Below are 26,078 nucleotides of genomic sequence, written 5' to 3' on the forward strand. Positions count from 1 at the left end.
GGGAAAAGCAGACGAGGGGGGCATCGCTTTTGACGTTAACGACACTTCAAAAAAGCTTAAACGCTCAGCTTGACGGGCTGTATGAGGAAATGGTTGAAATCAGGCGTCACCTTCACATGAATCCCGAGCCATCCTTTAAGGAGAAAAAAACACCGGCGTTCATCGCCTCATTTTATGAAAAGCTCGGCGTCCCCATCCGGACGAATGTCGGGGGCAACGGTGTCACAGCCTATATTGAAGGCGGTGAACCGGGACCGGCCGTGGCACTCAGAGCTGATTTTGACGCTCTGCCGATACAGGATGAAAAAGATGTGCCCTATGCTTCACAAATTCCCGGCGTCATGCACGCCTGCGGGCACGACGGCCATACGGCGGCTCTGCTTGCGGTCGGAAAAGTGCTGTACCGCAACCGGGAAAAACTGAAAGGGTCATTTGTGATGATCCATCAGCACGCTGAGGAATTATCTCCCGGCGGAGCACAAGCAATGATTGAGGATGGCTGCCTCGAACATGTCGATGCCATTTTCGGCACACACCTTTGGGCGACTGAACCCGTCGGGACGGTCTTATGCCGCCCGGGCGCAGTGATGGCCGCCGCTGACGGCTTTACGATTAAAGTCATCGGCAAAGGCGGCCACGGCGCGATTCCTCACGATACGAAGGACGCCGTTTTAATCGGCTCACAAATCGTCACGGCTCTTCAGCATATCGTCAGCCGGCGGGTAAATCCGGTGCAGCCGGCCGTCATCTCAGCCGGCTCATTCATCGCTGAAAATCCGTTTAATGCGATTGCCGATCAGGCAGTCATATCAGGTACCGTCCGCTCGTTTGACGAAAGTGTGCGCAGCCTGCTCGAAGCAGAAATAGAAGCCGTCGTAAAAGGAATCTGTTCCATGCACTCCGCTTCCTATGAATATCGTTTCAAGCGCGGTTATCCCGCCGTCGTTAATCATCCTGAGGAAGCGGCGCACGCTGCGGCAGCCGCAGCGGAAACAGACGGCGTCACGAAGGTCGTTGAAGGAGAGCCGCAGATGGCCGGAGAGGATTTTTCCTATTATCTGCAGCATACAAAAGGCGCATTTTTCTTTACGGGCGCCGCTTTAGAAAACGCGGAAACCATTTATCCTCATCATCATCCGAAATTTGATTTTAATGAAAAAGCGATGCTGACGGCCGCCAAGGTGCTTATCGGTGCTGCGGTGAGCTACCCCCGCTGACATAAAAAACAGCCGGTACATTACGTACCGGCTGCTGTGATTCTTAAATGAAAAACGTGCCTTGCCGTCTCACCGAGCTGTGACAGCAGTTTATAATTGGCCGCTCCGCCCACGGCGGCTCCGACGACCGGCAAAAGCTGAAACAATTTCACCACGTCCAGATAATCGCGGTATTCCTGCTGAAAAACTCTCCAATCGACATCATGCTTTTTCGAATCCCATTGTTCAATCATTGAGTATATGCGTTTCCGCTGTTCACCGCTTGAGAAAGCCAGCTGAAAAATAAACAACAAAAACAATCGTTCATCCCTGTCTTTCACATCATAGCCGTAAATGGAGGCAAGATCGAACAGACATTTCATTTTAATGGATAACAGCAAAGGAAAATCAGCCATCCCTAAAAAAATTCCGCCGGCCCCCGTACCGATACCTTCAGCTGCCGCGACCTTTTGGTACGATGCGACGGTTTGTCTGGCGAGGGCATCTTTTTCAGCAAGCGTCATACCGTTTGTATCCCGCTTGCTTTTCACCAGATTTGAACCCGCCATTGTTGCTTCGGTCATTTTTTTAATGCTTTCTGTGATGACGGCATGAATTTTATCGGGAATCCGCTCATTTATTTTCGCCTGCATTCCTTTAGAAAAGCGTTCAAGCATGGAATCTTTGCGCAAAAAACGCGCTTTCCATTGCAGTGCTTCCTGTATCAGCTGCTGATCGTCGGTCATCTGTGTCTCCTTCTTTCATTGAGGTTTCAAAAACCCGATTGATTACAGCTTGCCGTACTTTTTCAATCTTCCGCCCATATACGAAGGCATGATCACAAAAATCAGAACGGCTGAAGCAACAGCCGCATACAGCGCCCCGCTGACTCCCGCGGCATAAGCTGACGCTGCACAGAACAGCAGCGCCTGCACGGTTAATGCCGATTTCATCAGCGAAAAGAAACTTTGCAGCTTCGCTTTCTGGTTGACCGGGTAAAGCTCCTGTAACGACAGATGATGAAAATGCCCGAACAGCGGTAGAAGCTGTATCCCCGTAATAAAGACGGTAAATACGGTTAACGCCGCCGTTATCCACGGATTGGCGGAAACGAGCATAATAATCAGGATAAAAATAATCGTGAGCCTGACCTGAATGCCGAGATAATCATTTGAACGCAGAAAGGCCCGCGCATACATATAGGAGAACGTTTTCCGCTGTTCAAACGGAATCATTCTGAGCAAAAAGTCGAGATACGCCCGGCGTTTTGCCTGTTTCTTCAGGTGAGGCACATCGGTAAACAGATTGGCGATTCTGTAAAACCGCTGCTTCCTTCTTAATTCATATTCAATATGGGCTTCCCATTTTAATGATTTATGTTTTGCGGCCGATGTGAAATACACATAAAGGCCGGCCATCACAATGTAGACGGCGGCAGCGTACACATAAAACGACTGTAAGACGAAGTATAAAAGCAGCATATTGCAGATAAAGCGTATGACCGCATCCATCATTTTCATGCTTCTGTCATTCATAAACGTCATCCGCCACTCCATGGCCTGATTCCACGCTTTTACCGCCAGCATCTGAATAAATACGGCGGCATACGACGCAAGCGACGCCCCCGGACTTACAGCGAAAAACAGAGGCATGCATACAAGCGACAGGGCAATAAGCGGAAACAGCTGTGACAGATAGCTGTACTTAAATGAATGCTTAAAGTATGTCCCCATTTTCGGTTCAAGCGGCAGCAGAAACACGAGGTCCGCTTCCTTTAACAGCGTCCGGACGTATGAACCGGTCAGCACAAATGAAAAGAGCACCGCCATCACCCAAAATGACGGAAAATGAACGGGAATGTCTTTGACCCACTTGCTGTACCAACTTGCCGCGCCGGCAATAAAAAAGATCAGCACAATGACGAGATGATCATTGAGCATATATTTCATATACATTCTGGTTTCCTTTATATGCTCTTCAAGCCGGGACTGCCAAATCGTAGACATATTATTCATGGCCGGCGTCTTCCTTCGTCAGTTCGATATACAAGTCATCAAGAGCTGCGTCTTTCATGCCGAACTGCTCTCTCAGTTCTTCCAGTGTGCCGCTTGCCCGCACTTCGCCGTTATGTAAAATAATGAAAGCGTCACAGTAGCGCTCTGCCGTAGCCAGGATATGCGTTGACATCAGCACGCTTGATCCGGCTTTTTTCGCGGCGTCCATCCGCTCCAGCAATGCATTGATCGCAAGCGGGTCAAGGCCGAGAAACGGCTCGTCAATGATATAAAGCGAAGGCTCCGCGAGAAACGCGCACATGATCATGACCTTCTGCTTCATCCCTTTGGAAAAGTGAGCGGGAAACCATTTCAGCCTTTTTTCCATTCTGAATTCTTTCAGAAGCGGAGGAAGCCTTTTTTCAAGTGTTTCTTTGGAAAGGCCGTACGCCATGGCCGTCAGCTCCAAATGCTCTTTGAGCGTCAGTTCTTCATACAGCACCGGCGTTTCGGGGATGTACGTAAATTGCGAGCGGTAGCTTTCCTTATCCTCCGAAAACGTCTTGCCGTTCAGCTCGATCGAGCCTTTATGCGGGTCCATTAATCCGATAATATGCCGGATCGTCGTGCTTTTGCCCGCGCCGTTTAATCCGATGAGTCCGACAATCTGGTTCGGCTCAAGGGTGAATGAAACATTTTTTAAGACCGGGTTTCTCGTATAACCGCCGGTTAAGTCTTTTACCGATAGCAGAGACATAATTTCTCCCCTTCTGATTCGTTTTTCTTCATAGTACCAAAAATAAAGTCTGATTTGAAACGATTCCCTTTTTTTCTCACGTGAAAATCGTGCATAGTTATCGTTTTGGCGGACATCATAATGTATGTAGAAGGAAACAGCTTTAATCAACTGAAAATGAGGTGTTTATAAAAGACGTCTTAGAACAGTTGGATGAAAATCAACATGTCCTGTGCTTACAATTTCTTCACACACTGCTTTGATGATGTTCTTCATTCATGATGAAATAATCAAATGAGGTGTTTGTCCCAGGAATGATTAAGCAGACCCATAAGTCTTCATTTTAAAAACAAATGAGGTGCTTACAAAAGGCATATTCAATTTTCTGTGATAAAGCTTCGTACTTCTGCATCAGGGTGAACGCGCAGCCGTTCATCCTGTTTTTTGTTTTGGCCGTTTTTGTGGTACGATGAGAATATACATATATTTCTTTTCAGGGAGGAAACCCATCTATGCACAAAGCGGACGATTGTATTTTCTGCAAAATCATTGCCGGTGACATTCCGTCTTCAAAAGTATACGAAAATGAACACGTCGCGGCGTTTCTTGATATCAGCCAGGTCACAAAGGGCCACACGCTCGTGATTCCGAAAACACATATCGAAAACGTGTACGAGTTTACGCCTGAGCTTTCTAAAGAATATTTTGAAGCGGTGCCGAAAATCGCACGCGCCATCCGCGATGAATTCGAGCCGATCGGGCTGAATATTCTCAATAACAACGGTGAAAAAGCGGGCCAATCGGTGTTCCATTTTCACATGCATATCATTCCGCGTTACGGAAAAGGCGACGGTTTCGGGGCTGTCTGGAAGACCCACGCCGAAGACTATACGCCTGACGATCTTCAGGAGATCGCTTCAACCGTCAGAAAACGGCTTGCCTCATCTTAAAGATGAGGTTTTTTTGCATCCGGAAACACAAAAAACATAAATTATATTTTTTTATATCAAAAAAATCAAAAAATTGTGATAGGATAATTGTATTATTTCTTACACTAAAGCGGAAAACAGGGAGAGATCGTAAACATGGAACGTACAACGAATTTCAATGCAGGACCCGCAGCCCTTCCACTGGATGTGCTGCAAAAAGCACAAAAAGAATTTGTCAACTTCAATGATACCGGCATGTCCGTCATGGAGCTGTCCCACCGGAGCACGGAATATGATGCGGTGCACCAAAAAGCCAAAAGCCTTCTGAAAGAACTGATGGATATTCCCGACGATTATGATATTTTATTTCTTCAAGGCGGCGCAAGCCTTCAATTCTCCATGCTGCCGATGAACTTTTTAACGCCGGAAAAAACGGCGCACTTCATCGTAACGGGCGCATGGTCTGAAAAAGCACTCGCCGAGGCGAAACTGTTCGGAAACACATCCGTCACGGCAACAAGCGCAGATTCAAACCACAACCGCATACCGGAAGCGGACCTCTCAGGAATCAAAGACGGCGCCTACCTGCATATTACGTCAAACAACACGATTTTCGGAACGCAGTGGAAAGAGTTCCCGAATTCACCGATCCCGCTCGTAGCCGACATGTCAAGCGACATCCTGAGCAGAAAAATTGATGTCAAAACGTTTGATGTTATCTATGGCGGAGCCCAGAAAAACCTCGGGCCGTCCGGCGTCACGGTCGTCATCATGAAAAAATCATGGCTTGAAAACGAAAACGCCAACGTCCCTAAAATTTTGAAATACTCCACTCACACAAAAGCCGACTCACTGTATAATACGCCGCCTACATTTGCGATTTATATGCTGAGCCTCGTCCTTGAATGGCTGGCTGAAAACGGCGGTGTCGAAGCGGCTGAACGGCGCAATCAGGAAAAGGCCGATGTCCTGTACGGCACAATCGACGCAAGCGGCGGGTTTTACGCGGGGCATGCCGCAAAAGACAGCCGTTCTCACATGAACGTCACGTTCACCCTCCGCGACAGCAGTCTAACGAAAAAATTCGTTGAAGAAGCGAAAGCGGCTAAAATGATCGGACTCGGAGGCCACCGCTCAGTCGGAGGCTGCAGGGCGTCTATCTACAACGCCGTCAGCCTGGCTGATTGTGAAAAACTGGCTCAGTTTATGAGAAAGTTCCAGCAGGAAAACGAATAAATTTCTTCTAACATAACGGTTCCTTTGATATACTGTTTGCATATCAATTTTTCCGGCCATCGCAATAAATGACGAGCATATTATTGGATGGCGAAAAAGCTTAGCAGAGGAGAGCTTAGTATGAAAACAAAAGAATTAGTCATTATGGCCCTGTTTGCGGCAATCGGAGCGGTGCTTCATTCCATTATGCCGCCGGTATTATTCGGAATGAAACCCGATATGATGCTTGTGATGATGTTTATGGGTATTCTGTTATTCCCCCGTGTGCAGAACGTGCTGATGATCGGGATTGTAACGGGAATCATTTCCGCACTCACGACATCTTTTCCGGGCGGACAGCTTCCGAATATCATTGAAAAACCGGTAACGGCGTTTCTGTTTCTCGCGCTGGCGCTTTTGGTGAAAAAGAGCGTGAAAACTGCGGCCGCCGCCGTCATTACGATAGCCGGCACCTTCATCTCCGGTTTGCTCTTTTTGGCGCTGGCCCTTCTGATTGTCGGCCTGCCGGGCGGATTCACCGCATTGGTGCTCGCGGTCGTCCTTCCGGCGGCTGTGCTGAACGCGATCGCCATGATCATTATGCATCCGATTGTGCAGACGATCTTAAAACGGTCCAATATGATTGAAACGGTGTAATAACCGCATACCGAAACCTCTTCCGGCCGGAAGAGGTTTTTTAATGTGTTTCAGCATGTTTTATACGAGAAGTTTTGTGAAAAAGATAAGGAACAATGCGAGGGCGGTTCCTGCTGAGCAGACAATGGCCTTTTGGCGGACGACCCGCTTCGGCGGATATGAAGCGGCCTGGCCGAGCAGTTTCAGGTAATAAACGGCGCCCGCCGCAAAGACAAGAGCCATACAAGATAAAACAATCATAAAGACAGACAACCTTCTCCCTCCTTTTCCCTTAAAAAATATGCTAAAATAAAGCAAGCTATGTATAGAAGTTTATTCTTCTGAACAAAAATGATAAAAGTTATGAGAAAAAAAACGGGGTGATTTCAAATGGCTGACGGACGTTCCCTTTTAACAGGCCTTTTCGTAGGCGGATTGATCGGAGGCGCAGCGGTGTTACTCTCGGCTCCTTCATCCGGAAAAGAGCTGCGGGGCAAAATCAAAGAGAATTGCAATTCAATTGAGGACACAATCAAACGGTTAAAAAAAGACGGAATGGCGCTTAAGGACCAGCTTGTCCAAACGGCGAAAGAAAGCGCAGAAGTCATTAAAGACGTAGGCGGAGAGCTTCAGACCAGCATTAAAAGGTGGCAGGAGGAAATCAAGCCGCACCAGCAGGATCTCCAAAAGGAAATCGCTGATATCGAAGAGAAAATCAGACAGCTGGAGAAAACCTTACAAAACTAATATCCTATACAACCAAAAAAAGTGCGGACCTATTGCGTTCCGCACTTTTTTTTGCGGTTTAAAGCCTTTCCCAGCAAAGGATTAAGAATTTATTATAAAATTCTTAAATTTTCATCTTTATTAATCTTTATTTTATTGGCATAATAGAGGAAAAGAAAATGTGAAGCAGGTGATCTGTATTGAATCGTGTTGAACCGCCTTACGATCTAAAAGAAGCTTTAATCTATACCCAAAAAATGGCGCAGCTGTCCAAAGCGCTCTGGAAATCTATCGAGAAAGACTGGCAGAATTGGCTGAAGCCGTACGACCTTAATATTAATGAGCATCATATATTATGGATTGCCTATCAGCTTAAAGGAGCTTCTATTTCAGAAATCGCCAAATTCGGCGTTATGCACGTATCAACTGCATTTAACTTTTCAAAAAAGCTTGAAGAACGGGGATATCTGAAATTTTCCAAGCGGCTGAATGATAAACGGAACACGTACATTCAGTTAACTGAAGAAGGGGAAAATGTATTCGAAAGCCTGCTTGAGGAGTTTGATCCGTCGAGGAACGCGGTGTTTAAAGGCTCACAGCCGATCTACCACTTATTCGGGAAGTTTCCTGAGGTTGAAGAATTAACCTGTGTCATCCGCCACATTTACGGCGAAGATTTTATGGAGATATTCGAGAAATCATTGACAAACATAAACAATGATTTTGAAAGTGAAGACGGAAGGCTGAAGAAAAAAACGGACGAATCGGCTGTCCATGAAACGGCTGAAGAGCTGGAACCGATCAACAGTTAATCAAAGTGCTTCATAATCTCAATAAACTCTTCCATCAGCGCTGTATAAAGCCCCTGCTCATACAAAGCAAAAATCGTTTCATGAACATCTAATTTTTCGTTCAGCTGTCCCGCAAAAAGCGCAAGGAGCTTGTCAAACGTCACAAAGCCTTGCGCTTTTTGCGACTCCAGCTCGTCCTCCAATTCGCGGCAGATCCGCCCGACCTCTTCTCCTTCTTCTTCGGTCAGCCCTTTTTCAATCATCATCGCATAAAAAGGGTACTTATCCATATCCACCGTTTTCACCAGCAATTGTATGTAATATTCTAAACGCCCGATACGCTGATCCATTGAATCCATCCGTTTCACTTCTTTCTATCTTTAATCTTATTTTAGCTGATAATGAATGGAGAAGAAAGGTTAAACCGTACATTTCCATGTTTCACCGAGCTCTTCTGTTCTTCTCTTTCCAGGTTTATTTTTTTCTTTAAAAAAGGATTGATTTTTTCTCCTGAAGAGAGTAAATTATTTTGAGATTGTATTCCATCTTTGTACGGAAGGATGACTCTGATGAATTGCTGGAAAACCATTAATCTGATCAAAGATTATGGTGCGGTTCGTTTATTATTGACTGCTGTAGGTTTTATGATCCTGTTTTTTATATGCAACTTCTTGGCATTCGGGCTGCTGCGTCCGAATATCAGTTTAAGTGACGGGCACGTGTTTGCTTTTTGTGTTCTGCTCGTTGTTACTTTATTTGTACATAAAGTCATACATGTCCTGCCGATGATCTGTAAAAAAAGAAAAAAGGAAATGAAAATGTACTTCTTGCGGATGCCGACATGGAAAGGCATACCGAAAACGACGATGCTGATTTCTACGATCAGCCCGTTTTTATTCATTACGCCGTTATTGTTTTATGCCGGACTGGCATTTCCGAGACACGCTCATTACTTTTATATGATTTCGAGCATTCATGCGGGGTATTGCCTGCCTGATCTTCTGTTTGCGCTCCATCTGGTCAAAGCGCCCAAATCATGTCTGATTGACCAGGAATCCGACGGTTTTGATATTTTAGTGAAAAAAGTGCCGGAGTCTTGATGTCCCGCTGATTTTTCAGGTTACATTCTATCTTTTTTAATAAATATTTGGTAATGTAATATGGGAGCAGTTCAGAGAGAGGGGGAATCTCCCATCATTTTATTCTATTTTATCGTGGCTGCCCTGTTTATTCTTTATTTCATAAACAGGCTCACAAATACATTATGCCTTGTCAGAGAGATTCCTGAAGACCGGCAGGATAAGGTATTCCGTTTTATTAATGTATCTATTTTAATTTTACTGATCTCTTCATTCGTCGAGATCTCCTTTACTGTGTAAACAGGCAAAAAAATATGGCTGACGGAGGTCTGACCCCCGACAGCCATATTTTTTTCTTAATAAAGCCAAGAAGCGCCGATGATGATCAATAAGATGAACAGAACAACCAATAATGCAAAACCGCCTGCAAATACTTCACCCATCTCCAAAAGCACCTCCTACAAAACGTTTTATTTTTCCAATTACATCATATGCAATGTACTTCTGAAACGATTAGGCGCCCGGGTAAGAAAACGGACCGCTTTTAGAAAAAGCGATCCGTTTCGCTTAACAAATGTAAGCTGCACCTACGATGATAAGCAATATGAACAGTACTACGAGCAGCGCGAAACCGTTTGAATATCCTCCGCCCATGGTTCATTACCTCCTTTTCATGATCAATATATTTGTATGTATCAGGAAAAAGTTTGACTAGACGAATGCCCTTTATTTAAAATCTTTTTACAGAAAGCCACAATATGTTATGATACGCATATGCAATTTAATTTGGATGATTAGGAGTGTTTAAAGGAATGAAGAAAATCGCGATAGCAGCTATTACGGCAACGAGCGTCCTGGCTCTCAGCGCTTGCAGCAGCGGCGACAACGACGTAATCGCCAAGACAGATGCCGGAAATGTAACAAAAGGCGAGCTCTACACGAACATGAAAAAAACCGCGGGTGCAAGTGTGCTGACACAGCTCGTACAAGAAAAAGTATTAGCAAAAAAATACAAAGTAACGGATAAAGAAATCGATAACAAGCTGAAAGAGTACAAAACGCAGCTCGGCGATCAGTACAGCGCCCTTAAACAGCAGTACGGCGAAGATTACCTGAAAGATCAGGTGAAGTACGAACTGCTTGCACAAAAAGCGGCGAAAGACAACATCAAAGTGACTGACGCTGATACGAAAGAATATTACGACGGCTTAAAAGGTAAAATCCGCGCGAGCCACATCCTTGTCGCTGACAAAAAGACAGCTGACGAAGTGGAGAAAAAGCTGAAAAAAGGCGAGAAGTTTGAAACGCTTGCGAAAGAATACTCAACTGACACATCAAAAGACAGCGGCGGCGACCTTGGCTGGTTCGATAAAAAGTCAATGGATGCAACATTCAGCAAAGCTGCATTCGGCCTGAAAGTCGGACAAGTCAGCGATCCGGTCAAAACAAAATTCGGTTATCATATCATCAAAAAGACGGAAGAACGCGGCAAATATGATGACATGAAAAAAGAACTGAAAGAAGAAGTTCTTAAACAGAAATTAAACGACAACTCAGCTGTACAGGCAGCGATTCAAAAAGTCATGAAAAAAGCTGACGTAAAAGTTGAAGACAAAGACTTAAAAGACACGTTTAACACTTCAACATCTTCTGAATCTAAATAAAAAAACTGTGCGGGCTCTCGGCGAGCCGCACAGTTTTTTTATGCGATGGAATGATTGGAGTTTTCTTCTGCATCCCCGTTTTCACTTGCGGGCGCAGCCATACGGCGCTCGCGTTCCTGTTCCATCCGTTCAATATACACCCTTCCTTCTTTTTCAATAAACGACTGGTCAAGCTTTTCCTCTTCTTTAGCTGTTGTGAAAAGCTTATATGCGCTGAAAATAATTCCGATAATGCAAAGGTATACCCACCAAGGAAAAAATAGCACGTCGGTTTCCTCCCTTTTTCACCCAGAGTCTTTATTCTAAGCTATGCTTGATAAAGACAAGTTATGAGAGCTGAACGTAAAAAAGACCGATCATAGAGAATCGGCCTTTTTATCTTATTGATGGAAAGTCGGTTTGTAGAAAGAACGGTTTTCAAGCGCAAATACACGCTCTGTGTATTCGCCCGGCTTCACCCGTTCCAGCGCTCTGTCCATCATGATCATTTTTGCATCCAGATTATCAATGTAGTGCAGAATTTCCGCTTCTTTCACCATCGGCGGTTTCGGGCTTCCCCATTCCGCTTTTCCGTGATGGCTTAAAATCAAATGTTTCAGAATCAGCACTTCTTCAGCGTCAATCTGAAGCTCTTCGGCTGCTTTTGAAAGCTCTGTCACCATGATCGAAATGTGCCCGAGCAGATTCCCTTCCACGGTGTACGTTGTGGAGACGGGGCCTGAAAGCTCTTTTACTTTGCCGAGATCATGCAGAATGACTCCGGCATACAGTAAATCCCGGTCAAGAGACGGATACAGATCGGCAATCGCTTTTGCCAGGTTCAGCATGGACACTACATGATACGCGAGCCCGGAGACGAACTCATGGTGGTTTTTAGCCGCAGCCGGGTAATCCATAAACTCAGCCGCATATTTTTTGACCAGATGTCTTGTGATCCGCTGGATGTTTGGATTTTTCATTTCAAAAATGTATTGAGTGACGGTTTCCATCATTTCATTTTTCGGAATCGGCGCCGTTTCCAGAAAATCATCAATGCTGACATTTTCGTTCTCGCCGGCCGGCCGGATGTTTCTCAGCTTAAGCTGGTTTCGTCCGCGATAGTGATGGACATCTCCGATCACCTTCACGATCGTCTGCGCCGCGTACGTTACTTCATCAGTCGGCTTGGCATCCCACAGCTTCGCTTCGATATCTCCCGATTGGTCCTGCAGTATTAACGTCAGGAATGGTTTTCCGTTGCTTGCGATTCCTTTAGTCGAAGATTTAATCAGAAAGTATTGATCGACCTGCTCGCCGACCTCGTGCAGCATAATACCTTTTGCCATTCTATTAAAAGCTCCCTCCATATCTTACATAATACCAGTATAGCACATACCTCTTTTTTGAAAATAAACTCTTTTATGACAGGAGCCGCATGACTTGTCCGCTGTGAAAAGACCGGCTGACATGCTCATGGCAGGTGAAATAAAGTATCTGCCGCCCGCCTTCTGAAAGCTGATTCAGCACATCAAACAGCCGCTGCAGCCGCTGCCTGTCAAAATGGACAAAACTGTCATCAAGTAAAAACGGCAGTGATACCGCAGACTCCCTCTCTGACGCAAGGGCAAAACGAATCGCCGCATAAAGCTGCTCGCATGCCGCCTGTGACAGTTCGCCTGCAGAAAACACCGTTCCGTCTTTCCGCATGACCATAATGGAATCATCAGCTTCGGAAAAATACAATTTGTGATAGCGTCCGTCCGTAAGCGGTCCGTATAATGCACCGGCGGTTTCTAACAGACGGGGAAGCGTCACTTTTTTATGCCGCTCCATTTTTTCCCTGATAATGTGTCTGACCGTCTGTAATGCGGCCCACTCTTTAGCGGTTTTTTTCACGCGCTCCTTCTGCATTTCTGTCTGCTGTTTTAAATCGGATACAAGCCCCGAGGACTCCAGCTGCTCTTGCTTCACCGTTAATAAAGCGGTTTGCTCACGGAGCTGGGCGCTTTTTTCCTCAAGCGTTTTTTTCTCTGTTTCCTTCTGAACGACTGTATGTTCAAGTTCGGACACTGTGCGGCTCATGTACGGCTCCAGCTGTTTTCCGCCTATGCCGGACAAGTGCGTTTTGATTTCGCGCAGCTGCCGCTCTGTTTCCCGGCGGCTTTCATTCAGCCTGGCGAGTTCACAAAAGTGTTCGCGGTTTTTTGCGCCTGCCGCCATGAAAAGCAGTTTGACCTGCTGTTCGTAGTAATGAACTTCTTCGTTTAATTCACGCATTTGCTCTTGTGCATGCAGCAGATCCGTTTCGAGCGCCTGTTTTCGTTTTGCTTCCTCACGGGCCCGTTCCGCCTGCGCCAGCAAAACGTGCAGTCTTTCTTTTACGGACAGCTCCCTTCCGTCTGAAGGACTCAGCTTTTTGACCCGGTCCTCAAATGCTCTTTGCAGCTTTTGCAGCCGGCCCGCTTCAATGGTCAGCTCATGCTTGTTAAGGATTTCTTTTTTGACATCTTTCATCACATGATATGCGTCAAGAAGATGGGAAGGACTTCCTGAAAACCCCAGTTCCTTCATAAAAAGTTCCGCCTGTTTTTCAGACGGCGCCATTTCCGCCTCCCATTCTTCATATTGGCGGATGACTCTTTCATATGCCGCTTCTTTCTGTTCAAGCACGGCTTGATCCGCAATCAGCTGCTGCCGGTGCCGGCCGTCACGCCAAAGCTCTTCCTGCAGAAGATCAGCCGCTTCTTTAGAGATCGCCGGCTTCTTTTTCTTGTGTCCGGGCCCTCCTCTTTCTGACGGCAGCGGCTTTTGCATGCCGGACAGCATATACAGCAGCAGAGCGCCGGTAAAAAGGGCGGCGGGCAGCCATTCTTTTAACATAGCGAAAATCGCAATGAACAGAATGCCCGCACCGAGAAAGAGCTTTTTTTGTTTGGCGCGCTGTTTTTCCAGATGCTGAACATGTGCCTGCCATTCGTTTCCTTCTGTATCAGCCGTTTGCTTATATAATTGTAAAGCGGCTTCTTTTTCTTTCCTGACAGCGGGGTCCAAAATGTTTTCCGCCGTCACGGCATGTTTTCGTTCGGCTTCTTCCAGCTCCAGCCGCGCTTGTTCGAACATCGCATCAAGCTGTGCCTTTCTTTCTCTTGCCTGTCCGGCGCTCTGCACGGCTTCCTGCAGCCGCCATTCATATTCATAATCGGTGTTCAGTGAAAGAATGCCGTCTTCCTCATGTCTTCCGAGCTGCTGCAATCCTGACGAAACGCGGGCAGATGTCTGCCGGATCTGTGATTGGATGGCGGCAAGCTGTTCGCCGCGCGATTCGTACATATGCTGCTCGCCGGAAAGCTCCTGCAGCTGCCGCTCTTTTTGCAGCAAGTCCTCATTTGGAGCGAGCAGCTCAGCCTGCCGCCGGAGTTCATCCGCTTTTGCCCGAAGCCCCTCAAGACGGGCCGCTTTCGGATGGAGATGCGATTCGTATTTTTCAAGCTGATGCATTCCGTCCTTCGGGAATTGCTTCAATGCTTCCGGATAAGAAGAAAGTTCGCTTTCCAAGGCTGTTTTTTTGTCTGCGAGCGGCTTTGCTTCTATCGCTGATTTTACTGTTTTGATTTCTTCAGTTATGTCTTTCAATCGTGCTTCGGCATCCTGCAAACGGCCGCCGGCGCTTTTTTTCTCTTCCAGAAGGCTGTGATAGCCCGCTTCCGCAGCTTCCGCCTGTTTCAGCTGGGCGCTGAGCCGCTTTAATGTATCCAACTCCTGATTTAAGCGGGGGTTCCGCCCGTTCGGCTTATACATCCTGTCAAGTTCTTTTGCCAGCCGCCCGTCAAGCTTTGCCGCCGCTTCCGACCCGAATAAGCTCGAATACAGGAGAAACTCGCCGATTTTGTCCCGGTTAAAAGCTTGAATCTCCTGCAGTCCGAATACATCGAACGAATAGATCGCTTCGTACAGCGCCCGATCTGTATCGGAAAGAAGCTGTTTGAGCCATTCTCCGTCCTTAATTTCGCCTGAAGCCGTATACACTCTGACTTTTTCGGCAGCGCCTTTTGTCCGTTCGATTTTGACAGCACCGTGATCGACATGCTTCAATTCCACAGTGCCGCCGTAAACCCCGCCATTTTTCGGTTCGTATTTTTTTGATTTCGGAAAACCGAACAGCACGCTTTTGATAAAGGACATCAATGTCGTTTTCCCCGCTTCATTTAACCCGTAGATCACTTGCACGGAAGAATCTGACAGCTGAAAACTTCGGTCGGAAAATTTTCCGTATTGGTAAATATGCATCGCCGTTATTTTCATCGCTGAAGCTCCTTCATCTGGCGTCTTAAAACGGCTTGAGCCTGCCGCTTAATATCCAGTATCTCTTCATCTGTAAATGAAGCTATCTGACGCCGGTATACGGGATGACGCTCAAGGGCTTCAAATACACCGCTCATGTCCGCGCATTGTTCTATGTCCTGAAGGAGCCCTTTAAAAAACGGATCGGGCGGCACGGTGTCTGTTTCATCCGTCCGATCCTCAAGCGCAAGCGGCCAGACGAAACATTCCTCTTCGGCCTCTTCCTCCTGTAAAGCGGAAAGAAGCTCCTCCGCGATGCCTGCGGGCGCCTCCGTCCAAAAGCGGGGCGCCGCGCCGCGAAGCACCAGCCTGACACATGCCGGGCGGCCCGCCGCGCGCAAGCCGGAGAATGTATCCGATGCGGCTTTCAGAAGTGAAGTCATATGTTCAGCTCCGGAGATATCAAGATCAATTTCCTCCCATAACACATCATGCGCTTCTTTGAATTCCCAAGACATCTCACCGTTTGCCGCCCGGACGAGATAATATCCCTTAGGCCCGGTTTCTTTTAAATGCCGTGCTTGAATATTCCCGGGGTAAATGGCGGCGGGATGCCGGGCGGACAGAACCTGCCGTTTATGAATGTGTCCGAGCGCCCAGTAATCCATGCCGCTTTTTTCAAGGTCTTCTTTCGTAAACGGGCAGTACGGGTCATGCCCTTCCGCTCCTGATAACATGCCGTGGAGCATGCCAATATGATAAGGCGCGCCGGTCATTTTCCGGTAACGGGCTGCCTGATTGACCATTACGCTTCTTTCTTGATAGCTGCATCCGTATATGCTTGCCGCAAGCTCTCCGTTTTTAAAGAAAGATTTTTCCTCCGGTGTATCCGAGGTGAAGATATGTACATTTTCCGGCCATTCAATCGGCGTCCACTTACCGCCCAAATGATCATGGTTGCCGAATATGACGAACACTTGGATATCCGCTTCCTGTAATCTCGTAAACTGTTTTCTCAAAAACAGCTGGGCTTTTAAACTTCTGTTGGCTTCGTCAAACAGATCCCCCGAAAGCAGCACGAAATCTGCCTGCTCCCGGAGTGCCCCGTCCGTCAGACGGCGGACGCTGTGAAATGTGCTTTCTTTAATACGCGCATATACCGGTTCAGGCAGATTCGAAATGCCGTAAAACGGGCTGTCCAGATGCAGGTCAGCTGCATGAATAAACGTCAGATCAGTCATCTCGCCCTCCCCTTTCTGCAAATTGAATTACCCTTATTTTAGCACCGTTTTTATACGAATGCACGTTCTGCAAAATAAAAAAACAGCCCGGCTGTTCCGGGCTGTTTCTCTTATTTTTTGGAGATGCGCAGCGCTTGTTTAATCGCTTTGAATCCGCTGGCGTTTCCGTAAATCAATACGCCGCCTTTGTAAATTTTCGCGCCGACCGCCGCAAAGATCACGATAGTGACCAGTGTCAGGGCGATTCCGGCCGCAGCCTGCCAAAACGGGATATCGAGCATCCCTACGCGTAAAAACATAATCATCGGCGTGAAAAACGGAATGTAAGATGTAACGGTAATAAAACCGGCGTCAGGATTGCCGATGCCGAACATGGCGATCATAAAACCTGCCACGACTAAAAAAACCATCGGCTGAATCGTCTGCTGTACGTCCTCTATCCGGCTGACAACACTGCCGAGAAACGCGGCAAGCGTCGCGTAAAGAAAATAGCCGAGCAAATAGAAAATGACGGCATAGACTATCGTCGAGACTGGAACATCCGTAAAATTGAGAAATGCACTGATCGGCGACGACGCCTCATTATGAGGGTTCAGCTTCAGTGAGAGATAACCCGCTGCAATCAGCACCGCAAACTGTGTGATCCCCACGAGCGCGATACCGAACAGCTTGGCAAACATCTGCTGAATCGGCGGCATGCTTGAAATTAAAATTTCCATGACGCGGGACGATTTTTCCGTCGCCACTTCCATCGCAATCATGCTTGCGTACATGATAACTGAGAAGTAGATGACAAACAGCATGATGTATACAAGCCCCATTACCTGACCGAGCTCTTCCTCAGACTTCGCCCCTTTTTCCAGCGCGTCTTTGCTGACTTCCGGCGGAGTGTAGAGGCTGCTGACTTTTTCTGCCGAAATGCCAAGCTTGGCGGTTTCGACAGCGGTTTTTGTCTGGGTTAAAGCCTGCTTGAGCAGTTTATACGCTGATTCATCGGAAATGGTCAGCGCCTTGTATGCTCCTGTTATCGTTCCTTTTTGATCTTGTCTGATGATAAACAGTCCGTCCCATTCACCGTCTTTGACACGCTTTACGGCATCTTTTTCGGACTCCTTCGTCTCCATTGCCTGGAGATCATTGTCTGTATCCGCCGCTTTAAGCTGTTTTGCAAACGCCGGGTACAGCCCGCCCGTTTCATCAATCACCGCGATTTGCTGCTTGCCGTCATCCGATTGAAACACGGATATAATCGATTGCAGGTTGGTCACCGCTAATACTAATAAAACGGTAATGGCGGTCGAAATAATGAATGACTTTGCCGCGATTTTGTTTTTATATGTATGAAACAGCATAATCCAAAATTTATTCATAAACGGCCCCCACCTTTTCTATAAAAATATCATGCAGTGACGGCTCTTCCAATTCGAACTTCCGTATAAAACCTTTCCCTTGCAGGGCCCGGAAAATATCCTGAGAAACCGGTTCATTCGCGACCTGCAGTCTGATCCCGTCATTTGTTTCCTTCCATTTCACGACGCCTTCATGCGTTTTTAAAAAGCTGAGGTCATCATCTGAATGAACGGTGACATTTTTTTTGCCGAAAGACCGCTTAATGTCTTTCAGATTGCCTTGAACGACGGGTTTTCCCTTCTGGAGAATGCACAAATTCTCGCAAAGCTCTTCCACATGCTCCATTCGGTGGCTTGAAAAAACGATAGAAACGCCGCTGTTTTTCAAAGAAATAACCGCTTCTTTCAGCAGCTCGACATTCACCGGATCAAGACCGCTGAAAGGTTCATCGAGAATCAGCAGTTCAGGCTTATGCAGGACGGCCGAAATGAACTGGATTTTCTGCTGGTTTCCTTTCGACAGCTCTTCGACTTTCTTATTCTTGTAATCTGTAATGCCGAACCGCTCGAGCCATGTCATGAGCTCTTTTTCCGCCTCTTTTTTGCCCATTCCTTTTAATCTCGCCAGATAGACAAGCTGGTCACTCACCTTCACTTTCGGATACAGCCCCCGCTCTTCCGGGAGATAGCCGATTTTTTCACTGATGGAATAATTGACCGGCTGCCCTTTCCAGGTGATATGCCCGTCAGTCAGGCTTAAAAGACCTAAAATCATCCGAAAGGTCGTCGTTTTTCCCGCGCCGTTTGCGCCGAGCAGCCCGAACATTTCCCTTTCAGGTATTTGCAGGTTCAAATTGTCAACAGCGGTAAAGCTGCCGAATGTTTTCGTTACGTTTTCAATTGTAAGCACAAATCCAACTCCTTCCTTGACCCATTATATACTAATAATGGGTAAAAATTAATGGAGGATTTTAAATTCTTTATCAGAATATCATTCTATAAAGGGGGTGACATGATGGGACAATATGTATTGACCGCATTCCATGCGTCGGGAGAAACGCTGCTGAATGAACGGATCGAAGCGGATAATGAGGCGGAGGCGAAGGCCGCCGGAGAGGCTTTATTGAAGGAAAAAAAGCTTGAGAACAGTACTCATCGCTTGGTAAATGAAGCCGGAAAGCTGATTTTATTCCACAGATAACAGAAGCTTTCCGGCTTCTGTATTTTACCGGTTAAATTGCGGCGTCCGTTTTTCTAAAAAGGCGCGGATGCCCTCTTTATGATCATCCGTTTTTCTCATATTTTCCTGGGCCTTTCGTTCAAGAGACAAAACGTCTTTTAACCGGCTGATATGGAGGCTCTGATAAATAGCCTTCGTTTCAATCATCGCTGACAGCGGCGCATGCAGCAATCGGTCGATATACGGTTGTGCCCCCTCCGCAGGGCCGCCGCTGAACAGCCCGTCGGCAAGCTTGAGCCGCACCGCTTTTTCAGCAGGCAATTTTTCACCGCTCCAAATCAGTTTTTTCGCTTCGATCTCACCGACGCGTCTCATTAATAAATAATGGCCTCCTCCATCGGGAACCAATCCGATGCCGATGAAATTCATCGCGAGGCGGGCGTTTTCTTCGGCGAGCACCACATCGGCGCACAGCGCGAAACTCAGCCCGAGCCCCGCCGCGGCTCCGTGGATGGCGGCAATCACAATTTTTTTCATATCATAGAGGGTCAGCGTAATGGATTCGATCATTTTCATGAGCCGTTCATATTCTCCTGAATCATGATCAGACGTCATCATCTGAATATCACCGCCCGCGGAAAATCCCCGGCCTTCCCCCCGTAAAAGCACGATAAGCGCCTCACTGTCGGCTGCCATCACGCATGCATTTTCCAATTCCCGGAGCATTTGTTCATTCAGCGCATTGTAACTGTCAGGCCGGTTCAGCACAATCTCCGCGATCTTTCCCTTTTCTTCATAACGAATATACTGCATGTTTACATCCCCCTTGAATCCGCTTACATATTTTGTTCAAATGATATATTCCTTCCCCCGAAGCGAAACTCCTTTATTTTTCAAGGTCAACAGATACCGAAAAATGCATATCATTTGAAACTGAACATACATTTTTATATAGTGAAATTGATATACAAAACAAAAGGGGGGAAAAACGCCGATAATGAAATATGTGATACTCAGCTTGTTACTGAGCTTTTTTATGGTGCTGTTCCCCCCTTCGGATGTCGCTCTTCCTTCCCAATTGGTGACAGAAACAGACAGCCATGTACAAATTTCGGTTTACCCGCAGGAAACGGATTCGGCAAAGACGCCGGTTCAAACCAAAACCGCTCCGCAAGGCCTGTCAAAAGGATACGGTGCGTTATCCCGGATGATCTCCCTGTTATCTGTCAAACCTCTTGATCAATTCATTGATTCCACCATGGAAAGGACATGCGCCATTCCGATACAATACCAGTCAAATTACCTCCGGCATCAGACCATTTCTCATTGCCAATCTGTATTTACGGTGTAAAAACAGTATATTCCGGAGGGATTTTTTATGAATATTAAAGAAAACGATCTGCCCGGCATCGGGAAAAAATTCGAAATCGAAACGAGAAATCATGAAAAAATGACGATCATCATTCATGATGACGGCAGGCGGGAAATTTACAGATTTGATGACCGCGACCCTGATGAGCTTCTGGCAAGCATTTCACTTGATGATGCGGAAGCAAGACAGATTGCCGCGATTATCGGCGGGATGGTGTATAAACCGCAGGCGCTTGAATCGATTGAAATGGCGTTCAACGATCTGATTATCGAATGGTTTAAAGTTGAAAAAGGGGCAAAAGCGGCAGGGCGGACGCTCGGCGAACTGGATGTGCGCCAGAACTATGACGTGACGGTCATCGCCATCATTAAGCATAACCAGAAAAAGCTTTTAAACCCGGGCGCTGATTCGCTCCTTGAAGCAAACGATACACTCGTCCTCTCAGGTGAAAGAAAGCATCTGAAGAAACTGATCCAAGACTTCCTCTCCAGAGACGGAGTGTGATCTGTTTATGGACCATCTCGTATTTGAAGTCGGTACGGCGTTAGTTCTTGTGGCCATTGCGAGTGTCATCGCCAATAAAATTAAATTCTCGATCATCCCCTTCCTGATCATTTTAGGAATGCTTGTCGGGCCGCACGCGCCCCAAGCGGGCATCATTGACCTGACGTTTATCGAAAGCCGGGAAGTGATTGAATTTTTCGGACGGATGGGCGTCCTGTTCCTCCTCTTTTACCTCGGGCTTGAATTCTCGGTCGGAAAATTAGTCAAATCCGGACGTTCAATTGCCGCCGGCGGAACGATTTATATTCTGATTAATTTCAGTTTAGGGCTGATCTACGGCTTTATCACGGGCTTTTCCTTTTTGGAAGTGCTTGTATTGGCGGGTGTCATCACGATATCATCAAGCGCCATTGTCGCAAAGGTGCTTGTCGACTTAAAGCGCACGGCCAATCCGGAAACGGAGCTGATTCTCGGCATCATTATGTTTGAGGATATCTTTCTGGCGGTTTACTTGTCCGTCGTCTCCGGGCTTGTTCTGGGAGACGCGACGTCTGTCGGAGGCGCGCTGATGTCAATCGTGATCGCTTTCGGATATATGCTGCTGTTTTTCATTGCCGCCCGAAAATTGCCGCCTCTGCTGAACAAGCTGCTTGATATCCGTTCAAACGAGGTATTTGTCATCGTCATTTTCGCCGCGCTCTTTTTCATTGCCGGCTTTTCCGAAACGATTCATGTCGCTGAAGCGATCGGCGCGCTCTTGCTCGGACTCGTATTTTCGGAGACGGCCCATTCTGACAGGATTGAGCATCTTGTCGTGCCGTTCCGTGACTTTTTCGGGGCCATGTTTTTCTTCAGCTTCGGTCTCAGCATTGATCCGTTTTCACTCGGAGATGCGGTATGGCTTGCCCTCGGCGCCGTTCTGCTGACGATTGCCGGAAACTTTATCGCCGGCATGATCGCCGGACGCCGGGCGGGGCTTTCTCATAAAGCATCGTCTAATATCGGGCTGACCATTGTGTCACGCGGCGAATTCTCCATTATCGTCGCAAATCTCGGCATCGCCGGCGGCCTGTCCGCTTCACTTAAACCTTTCGCCGCCTTATATGTTTTAATACTGGCCATCTTCGGCCCTTTGCTCACGAAAGAATCGAAGCGGATATATCTCCTGTTGAACAGCGTGTTCAAATGGAAGACGCCTGAAAAGAAGCCGCAGAAATCATAAAAAAAACTGACCTCTTCATAAGGGGTCAGTTTTTTTGAGCGGGAAGAAATTGCTGAAAAGCCGTTTTTTTATTAATGGAGAAATGCTCTTTCCCCAGAATGGTATTGATGATTTTTTGGTTTCTGTAAACAGACAGCTTCAAATTCGTAGCGCCTGTTCCGTGAGCATGATCAAGATTCGTTAATGTGAAAAAATGATGCCGCCTGTCGTCCTTAAAGATAAGACGGGAATCGGCCGTCACTTTAAACCGTTTCTCATCCTCCCATTCGATATCGGGGGCAATTGCCGTAAACCATTCCGGAATATGAGGTTTAAAGCCGGTCGCCAATATCACTTTTTCTGAATCGGCCGTAAAGGTTTCATCCATCTGCCATTGATGAAAGCTCAGTACGCAGCGCCCATTTTGCTTTTCAATTTTTTCAAGCTCCGCCATCGGCTGAATATACACGTCAGGCGAACCTCCGCTGATCGATCTGTGATACAGGGCATCGTAAATGGCGGCAAGTGTGTCAGAATCAATGCCGTGGCGCAGTCCGTCCAGCTCAGGGAGCGTGTTCAGCCGTTCTTTAAAAGGCAGGCGGTTAAAATATTCCACATAATCAGGTGTAAACATTTCCTGCCCGAGCTTGGCGGTTTCCAATTCTCGAAATCCGGCGGAGCGTGTCACCCATTGCAGCCGGCTGCGGCGGTATTGTTCATCGTGCAATAAGTCAGAAAAGATCTCCGCGGCGCTCTGTCCGGAACCGACCACCGTAATTGATTCGGCGCCGGCGAGCTCGTCTTTCCGAAACAAATATTCCGTGCTGACCATCGTGTCCTGACGCGCTTCGTCAGCAATCTCTGCGGGAATAAGCGGCTCAGACCCCGTCCCCATGACGAAATGCTTCGTTTGATAGACACTGATGCTTCCGTCCTCAATGTTCTTGACGCTGACGTCATAATGTCCGCCGGCATTTTTCACACCGATTACCTCTGAGCCGAAACGGCATGATTTGATTTCTGAAGCCGCCCAGCTCAAATAGTCGTTAAATTCCCGTCTCGGAATATCAAATTCATTAAACGTATAAAACCGGTACAGCCGGTCATGTTCATGGAGAAAGTTTAAAAACGTGTAGCGGCTTTTCGGATCGGCGAGCGTGACCAGGTCCGCCAGAAACGCCACCTGTAAATCCGTCCCTTTAATTAATAGACCGGGATGCCACGCAAATTCTTTCTTTTTATCGAAAAAAAGAGCGTCTGTTCCTGGTATATCCTCTAACAATGCGGCAAGCCCTAAATTAAACGGCCCGATTCCCGCTCCTATGACATCATACATAATTACACCTCTTACGAATAACAGTCTGATGGTCTTTTCCCATTTTTGCAGACGGTTAAACATAAAAAAACGGCACGCTGATTCCGTGCCATTTTTGATATTATAATGCAGATTTGACGAACATCTCATCTAAGTATTTGATTTTCTCTTCTGTATAATGCTCGAATCGGTCATTATATGATTTCGGATCTTTCGGATTGGCGAAGTGCGTGATTTTTCCGGTTTCCGGATGAATGAATTTGCTTGCCGCGCCGCAGCCGATACCGATAATCGTCTGCACTTCTTCCATAATCATAATGTTGTAGATGCTTTCTTGACCAGGGAAGGAGTAGCCGACATTTTCAAGGTTTCCGAGAATGTTTTTCTGCCGGTACAAGTAGTACGGCGTATAGCCGTGCTCTTTTGTCCAGCGGACGGCGTCATCCATCATGCGGGACACTTCCTGTCTGTCGGCAACTTTATACTTATGCTTGTTTCTCGTCATTTCTGACGCCCGTTTAAAAGAAAGCGTATGAACGGTCAAAGATTCAGGCATCAGCTTTTCCGTTTCTTCAAGACTGTGCCTGAACTCAGCCGTCCCTTCTCCCGGCAGGCCGATGATCAGGTCCATGTTGATGTTATTCATGCCGTGTTTGCGGGAAAGATGGTATTTTTCGATGGTTTCTTCAACTGTATGATGTCTGCCGATGGCCTTAAGCGTTTCGTTTTCATAAGATTGCGGGTTAATGCTGATTCTGTCAATCTTATACTTATTTAAAACGGCCAGCTTTTCCTCCGTAATCGTGTCGGGTCGGCCCGCTTCAACGGTAATCTCCCTGATATTCGCGACATCCGGGAAAGAGCGGACCATTTCTTCATATAAAAGATCCATTTCTTCAGCGGTAATGCTTGTCGGCGTGCCGCCGCCGAAATAAATGGTCGTCACTTTGATATCATGCCGCTTCAGCCATTCTCCGATTTTCTGCATTTCATAGTGAAGCCCCCATAAAAAGGAGCCGACTCTTCCCGCCTGTCCTTGAATGGCATAAGCCGGAAACGTGCAGTAGGCGCATTTCGTCGGGCAGAACGGGATGCCGATATATATGCTGACTTCATCTTTGACCCGATACAGATCGGGAACCGCAGCGAGCTGGCGGTCGACAATCTCCTGCATCAGATTGATTTTTTCATCATGGATCAGATAATCTTTTTTCAGATCGGCGTGCGCCTCTTCTTTTGTCAGGCCGCTCTGCAGCTTTTTATGAAGAAGTTTAGTAGGTCTGATGCCGGTTAAGATTCCCCATTTTTGTGTCATGCCCGTATGCGATTGAAGAAGATTTAAGTAGACGTATGACAGCGTGTTTTTCACCTGTTTAAATACTTCTTTTTCGCTCCATCCGGCAAGAAGCGGTTTCGTATGATGTTCCTTTTCGCCGGTTCCTTTGATTTCTCCGGATACCGACACGCTGTCTGCATCTTGAGAAATGGCAAGTGAGATGACGAGATCAGAGGGTTCCTCCGTTTCGCCGTACGCAAGAACACACTCTTCAAAAAATAAATTCGCGATGTTTTGCAGCGGACGATGCAGCCTGTCATCCGTGATGCCGTCTATTTTTATTTGCAATGTGATCACCTTATTTTTCAGATTCAAAACTTTCTTTAGTGTACAGAAAGAACAGGCTAAAATCAATCCGCGAAAAAGCCGCAGACCGGCGTTTCGCGTCTGCGGCTCTTGATTACGGCCGTTTCATATGGAACTTATCGAGAAAGCCTTTGCGGTGCTGCATGCGGAAATATTCCTTAATCATATAGGCGACTCCCTGTTCATCATTTGACCTTGTCACCCAGTCCGCTTTTCTTTTTAATTCATTTGAGGCATTCCCCATCGCGACGCCGAGACCGGCCAGCTCGATCATCGGCAGATCATCTTCCTGATGGCCGATAGCCACAACCTCTTCCATTGAAAGCCCGAGATCAGCGGCGACCATCGAAAGTCCGCTTTCTTTTGAAACCCCTTTAGGCACGATGTTCAGTTTTTCTCCGTTGACGCGGATCACATCGACGGCCGGGAATGCTTTCATTATCGTATCCGTTATATCAGCCTGCAGACCATCTTCGGCATGCACTTCAATGACGGGCGCTGAAACCGGCTCATCAAGGAGCAGGTCACTTAATGATTCGACAAACTGCACCGGATAAAAAATCGGGTCAGACGGATGAATCATCGTTTTCCCGACCAGATTGGAGTTCACTTTCTTCTTGTTTCCGATCGAATATTTTTCGTGAAGAAGCCGGATATTGCATGGATAGCTTTCCAGCACCTGAACGATATTAAACGTGTGATCTTCTGATATTTTCTTTTCAAAAAACGGCTCATCTATTTTTTCAGAAATGTATGCGCCGCTGTGGGTAATCAATTTTGCATTCAGCTTTAATATTTTCGCCACTTTTTGAGCGGAGCGAAAATGGCGGTTTGTGACCAGTGTGACGTAAATTCCTTTTTTCTTGACGTATTCGATGGCATCCTTTGTCGTCTGATGAAGTTTGCCGTTGGAGCGAAGAAGCGCTCCGTCTATATTTAACGCCAGCATTTGTTTTGACACAGAGAAGTCCCCCTCCTTGATGACTGTACTTGTCATTAGGATATGACCCTGTCTCTTTGTTTAGAACAACCTTTTCTCCGCAGCAAA

The 26,078-nt window shown here is 46.9% G+C and carries 30 protein-coding genes; 13 read left to right on the plus strand and 17 right to left on the minus strand.

From position 1 onward, the window contains the following. Positions 1-29 precede the first annotated feature (29 nt). On the plus strand, positions 30-1,217 hold the full coding sequence (locus tag CXL14_RS18015) for a M20 family metallopeptidase (RefSeq protein WP_014417335.1): 1,188 nt from the start codon (positions 30-32) through the stop codon (positions 1,215-1,217). A 20-nt stretch (positions 1,218-1,237) separates the two neighbouring features. Here the strand turns inward: CXL14_RS18015 and CXL14_RS18020 are convergent, their stop codons facing one another. The 3 genes from CXL14_RS18020 to ecsA are packed head-to-tail and all read right to left on the minus strand — an operon-like array spanning position 1,238 to position 3,947. After that, on the minus strand, positions 1,238-1,942 hold the full coding sequence (locus CXL14_RS18020) for an EcsC family protein (protein WP_014417334.1): 705 nt from the start codon (positions 1,940-1,942) through the stop codon (positions 1,238-1,240). Positions 1,943-1,984: 42 nt separating this feature from the next. After that, a complete protein-coding gene (locus CXL14_RS18025) occupies positions 1,985-3,211 on the minus strand; it encodes an ABC transporter permease (protein WP_007409219.1) in 1,227 nt (408 codons plus the stop codon). Next, the gene (ecsA, locus tag CXL14_RS18030) at positions 3,204-3,947 is read right to left on the minus strand and encodes an ABC transporter ATP-binding protein EcsA (protein WP_003155231.1); all 744 of its coding nucleotides are present in this window, start codon (positions 3,945-3,947) and stop codon (positions 3,204-3,206) included. Before ecsA ends, CXL14_RS18025 begins: the two co-directional genes overlap by 8 nt. A 491-nt stretch (positions 3,948-4,438) precedes the next feature. On the opposite strand from ecsA, the gene CXL14_RS18035 reads away from it, so the two are divergent. From CXL14_RS18035 to CXL14_RS18045, 3 genes are all read left to right on the plus strand, one after another. Next, entirely contained in the window at positions 4,439-4,876 is a 438-nt protein-coding gene (locus CXL14_RS18035; protein WP_014417333.1) for an HIT family protein, read from the plus strand. 135 nt (positions 4,877-5,011) lie between these two features. Beyond that, positions 5,012-6,091 (plus strand): 3-phosphoserine/phosphohydroxythreonine transaminase, encoded by a 1,080-nt coding sequence (gene serC / locus CXL14_RS18040; protein WP_088056541.1) that lies wholly within the window; start codon positions 5,012-5,014, stop codon positions 6,089-6,091. A gap of 120 nt (positions 6,092-6,211) precedes the next feature. Further along, positions 6,212-6,727, plus strand: coding sequence for a tryptophan transporter (locus tag CXL14_RS18045; protein ID WP_022553601.1), 516 nt, complete (start codon positions 6,212-6,214; stop codon positions 6,725-6,727). Between the two features lie 60 nt (positions 6,728-6,787). Here CXL14_RS18045 and CXL14_RS18050 read toward each other — a convergent pair whose 3' ends face one another. After that, positions 6,788-6,979: a membrane protein YhzF gene (locus CXL14_RS18050; protein ID WP_007409223.1), complete on the minus strand. Its 192-nt coding sequence runs from the start codon at positions 6,977-6,979 to the stop codon at positions 6,788-6,790. A 117-nt stretch (positions 6,980-7,096) separates the two neighbouring features. On the opposite strand from CXL14_RS18050, the gene CXL14_RS18055 reads away from it, so the two are divergent. Next, positions 7,097-7,453, plus strand: coding sequence for a YtxH domain-containing protein (locus CXL14_RS18055; protein WP_014417330.1), 357 nt, complete (start codon positions 7,097-7,099; stop codon positions 7,451-7,453). A gap of 179 nt (positions 7,454-7,632) precedes the next feature. Beyond that, complete coding sequence (locus tag CXL14_RS18060; protein WP_014417329.1) at positions 7,633-8,244, plus strand: HTH-type transcriptional regulator Hpr; 612 nt, start codon at positions 7,633-7,635, stop codon at positions 8,242-8,244. Here the strand turns inward: CXL14_RS18060 and CXL14_RS18065 are convergent. After that, a complete protein-coding gene (locus tag CXL14_RS18065) occupies positions 8,241-8,582 on the minus strand; it encodes a YhaI family protein (RefSeq protein WP_003155243.1) in 342 nt (113 codons plus the stop codon). The two genes, CXL14_RS18060 and CXL14_RS18065, sit on opposite strands and share 4 nt — an antisense overlap. Before the next feature lie 210 nt (positions 8,583-8,792). Here CXL14_RS18065 and CXL14_RS18075 point away from each other — a divergent pair, with 210 nt between their 5' ends. Next, on the plus strand, positions 8,793-9,323 hold the full coding sequence (locus CXL14_RS18075) for a DUF3267 domain-containing protein (RefSeq protein ID WP_007409225.1): 531 nt from the start codon (positions 8,793-8,795) through the stop codon (positions 9,321-9,323). A gap of 60 nt (positions 9,324-9,383) precedes the next feature. Continuing rightward, the gene (locus CXL14_RS18080; protein ID WP_003155245.1) at positions 9,384-9,602 is read left to right on the plus strand and encodes a hypothetical protein; all 219 of its coding nucleotides are present in this window, start codon (positions 9,384-9,386) and stop codon (positions 9,600-9,602) included. A gap of 56 nt (positions 9,603-9,658) precedes the next feature. Here the strand turns inward: CXL14_RS18080 and yhzE2 are convergent, their stop codons facing one another. Both yhzE2 and yhzE1 read right to left on the minus strand, forming a co-directional pair. Beyond that, the gene (yhzE2, locus tag CXL14_RS18085) at positions 9,659-9,745 is read right to left on the minus strand and encodes a sporulation protein YhzE2 (protein ID WP_003155248.1); all 87 of its coding nucleotides are present in this window, start codon (positions 9,743-9,745) and stop codon (positions 9,659-9,661) included. Positions 9,746-9,869: 124 nt separating this feature from the next. Beyond that, positions 9,870-9,956, minus strand: a complete 87-nt coding sequence (gene yhzE1 / locus CXL14_RS18090; RefSeq protein WP_017417375.1) for a sporulation protein YhzE1 — start codon at positions 9,954-9,956, stop codon at positions 9,870-9,872. Between the two features lie 158 nt (positions 9,957-10,114). Here yhzE1 and CXL14_RS18095 point away from each other — a divergent pair, with 158 nt between their 5' ends. Continuing rightward, entirely contained in the window at positions 10,115-10,966 is an 852-nt protein-coding gene (locus tag CXL14_RS18095) for a peptidylprolyl isomerase (RefSeq protein ID WP_014417328.1), read from the plus strand. 38 nt (positions 10,967-11,004) lie between these two features. On the opposite strand, the gene CXL14_RS18100 is transcribed toward CXL14_RS18095, so the two are convergent. The 6 genes from CXL14_RS18100 to CXL14_RS18125 form a co-directional block, all read right to left on the minus strand. After that, complete coding sequence (locus tag CXL14_RS18100) at positions 11,005-11,232, minus strand: sporulation YhaL family protein (RefSeq protein ID WP_012117207.1); 228 nt, start codon at positions 11,230-11,232, stop codon at positions 11,005-11,007. Between the two features lie 114 nt (positions 11,233-11,346). After that, positions 11,347-12,291 (minus strand): 3'-5' exoribonuclease YhaM, encoded by a 945-nt coding sequence (gene yhaM / locus CXL14_RS18105; RefSeq protein WP_014417327.1) that lies wholly within the window; start codon positions 12,289-12,291, stop codon positions 11,347-11,349. 73 nt (positions 12,292-12,364) lie between these two features. Then, positions 12,365-15,247 carry an ATP-binding protein gene (locus CXL14_RS18110; protein ID WP_014417326.1) on the minus strand — a complete coding sequence of 961 codons (2,883 nt, stop codon included), beginning with the start codon at positions 15,245-15,247 and terminating at the stop codon, positions 12,365-12,367. After that, positions 15,244-16,467: a metallophosphoesterase family protein gene (locus CXL14_RS18115; protein WP_014417325.1), complete on the minus strand. Its 1,224-nt coding sequence runs from the start codon at positions 16,465-16,467 to the stop codon at positions 15,244-15,246. Before CXL14_RS18115 ends, CXL14_RS18110 begins: the two co-directional genes overlap by 4 nt. 110 nt (positions 16,468-16,577) lie before the next feature. Beyond that, on the minus strand, positions 16,578-17,837 hold the full coding sequence (locus tag CXL14_RS18120; protein ID WP_014417324.1) for an ABC transporter permease: 1,260 nt from the start codon (positions 17,835-17,837) through the stop codon (positions 16,578-16,580). Further along, complete coding sequence (locus CXL14_RS18125; protein WP_007409231.1) at positions 17,830-18,726, minus strand: ABC transporter ATP-binding protein; 897 nt, start codon at positions 18,724-18,726, stop codon at positions 17,830-17,832. The genes CXL14_RS18120 and CXL14_RS18125 overlap by 8 nt, the downstream gene beginning before the upstream one ends. Positions 18,727-18,831: 105 nt before the next feature. Here CXL14_RS18125 and CXL14_RS18130 point away from each other — a divergent pair, with 105 nt between their 5' ends. Then, entirely contained in the window at positions 18,832-19,017 is a 186-nt protein-coding gene (locus CXL14_RS18130; RefSeq protein ID WP_015239502.1) for a YhzD family protein, read from the plus strand. A gap of 24 nt (positions 19,018-19,041) precedes the next feature. On the opposite strand, the gene CXL14_RS18135 is transcribed toward CXL14_RS18130, so the two are convergent. Then, positions 19,042-19,809: an enoyl-CoA hydratase gene (locus CXL14_RS18135; protein WP_007409232.1), complete on the minus strand. Its 768-nt coding sequence runs from the start codon at positions 19,807-19,809 to the stop codon at positions 19,042-19,044. A 184-nt stretch (positions 19,810-19,993) separates the two neighbouring features. Between CXL14_RS18135 and CXL14_RS18140 the strand changes: the two genes are divergently transcribed. Genes CXL14_RS18140 through CXL14_RS18150 form a run of 3 tightly spaced genes read left to right on the plus strand, consistent with a single transcriptional unit; the run spans position 19,994 to position 22,094 of the window. Beyond that, positions 19,994-20,347, plus strand: a complete 354-nt coding sequence (locus CXL14_RS18140) for a hypothetical protein (RefSeq protein WP_014417322.1) — start codon at positions 19,994-19,996, stop codon at positions 20,345-20,347. Positions 20,348-20,374: 27 nt separating this feature from the next. After that, on the plus strand, positions 20,375-20,872 hold the full coding sequence (locus CXL14_RS18145; RefSeq protein ID WP_012117200.1) for a cation:proton antiporter regulatory subunit: 498 nt from the start codon (positions 20,375-20,377) through the stop codon (positions 20,870-20,872). Between the two features lie 7 nt (positions 20,873-20,879). Continuing rightward, a complete protein-coding gene (locus tag CXL14_RS18150) occupies positions 20,880-22,094 on the plus strand; it encodes a cation:proton antiporter (RefSeq protein ID WP_003155266.1) in 1,215 nt (404 codons plus the stop codon). A gap of 25 nt (positions 22,095-22,119) precedes the next feature. Here the strand turns inward: CXL14_RS18150 and CXL14_RS18155 are convergent, their stop codons facing one another. From CXL14_RS18155 to CXL14_RS18165, 3 genes are all read right to left on the minus strand, one after another. After that, positions 22,120-23,409: a lysine N(6)-hydroxylase/L-ornithine N(5)-oxygenase family protein gene (locus CXL14_RS18155; protein WP_014417321.1), complete on the minus strand. Its 1,290-nt coding sequence runs from the start codon at positions 23,407-23,409 to the stop codon at positions 22,120-22,122. 100 nt (positions 23,410-23,509) lie between these two features. Then, positions 23,510-25,012 carry a coproporphyrinogen III oxidase gene (locus tag CXL14_RS18160; protein WP_007409236.1) on the minus strand — a complete coding sequence of 501 codons (1,503 nt, stop codon included), beginning with the start codon at positions 25,010-25,012 and terminating at the stop codon, positions 23,510-23,512. Positions 25,013-25,124: 112 nt separating this feature from the next. Continuing rightward, complete coding sequence (locus CXL14_RS18165; RefSeq protein ID WP_007409237.1) at positions 25,125-25,991, minus strand: Cof-type HAD-IIB family hydrolase; 867 nt, start codon at positions 25,989-25,991, stop codon at positions 25,125-25,127. Between the last annotated feature and the right edge of the window lie 87 nt (positions 25,992-26,078).

Origin of the sequence: Bacillus sp. SJ-10 (genome assembly GCF_002843505.1) — a bacterium.
GTDB lineage: Bacteria > Bacillota > Bacilli > Bacillales > Bacillaceae > Bacillus > Bacillus velezensis.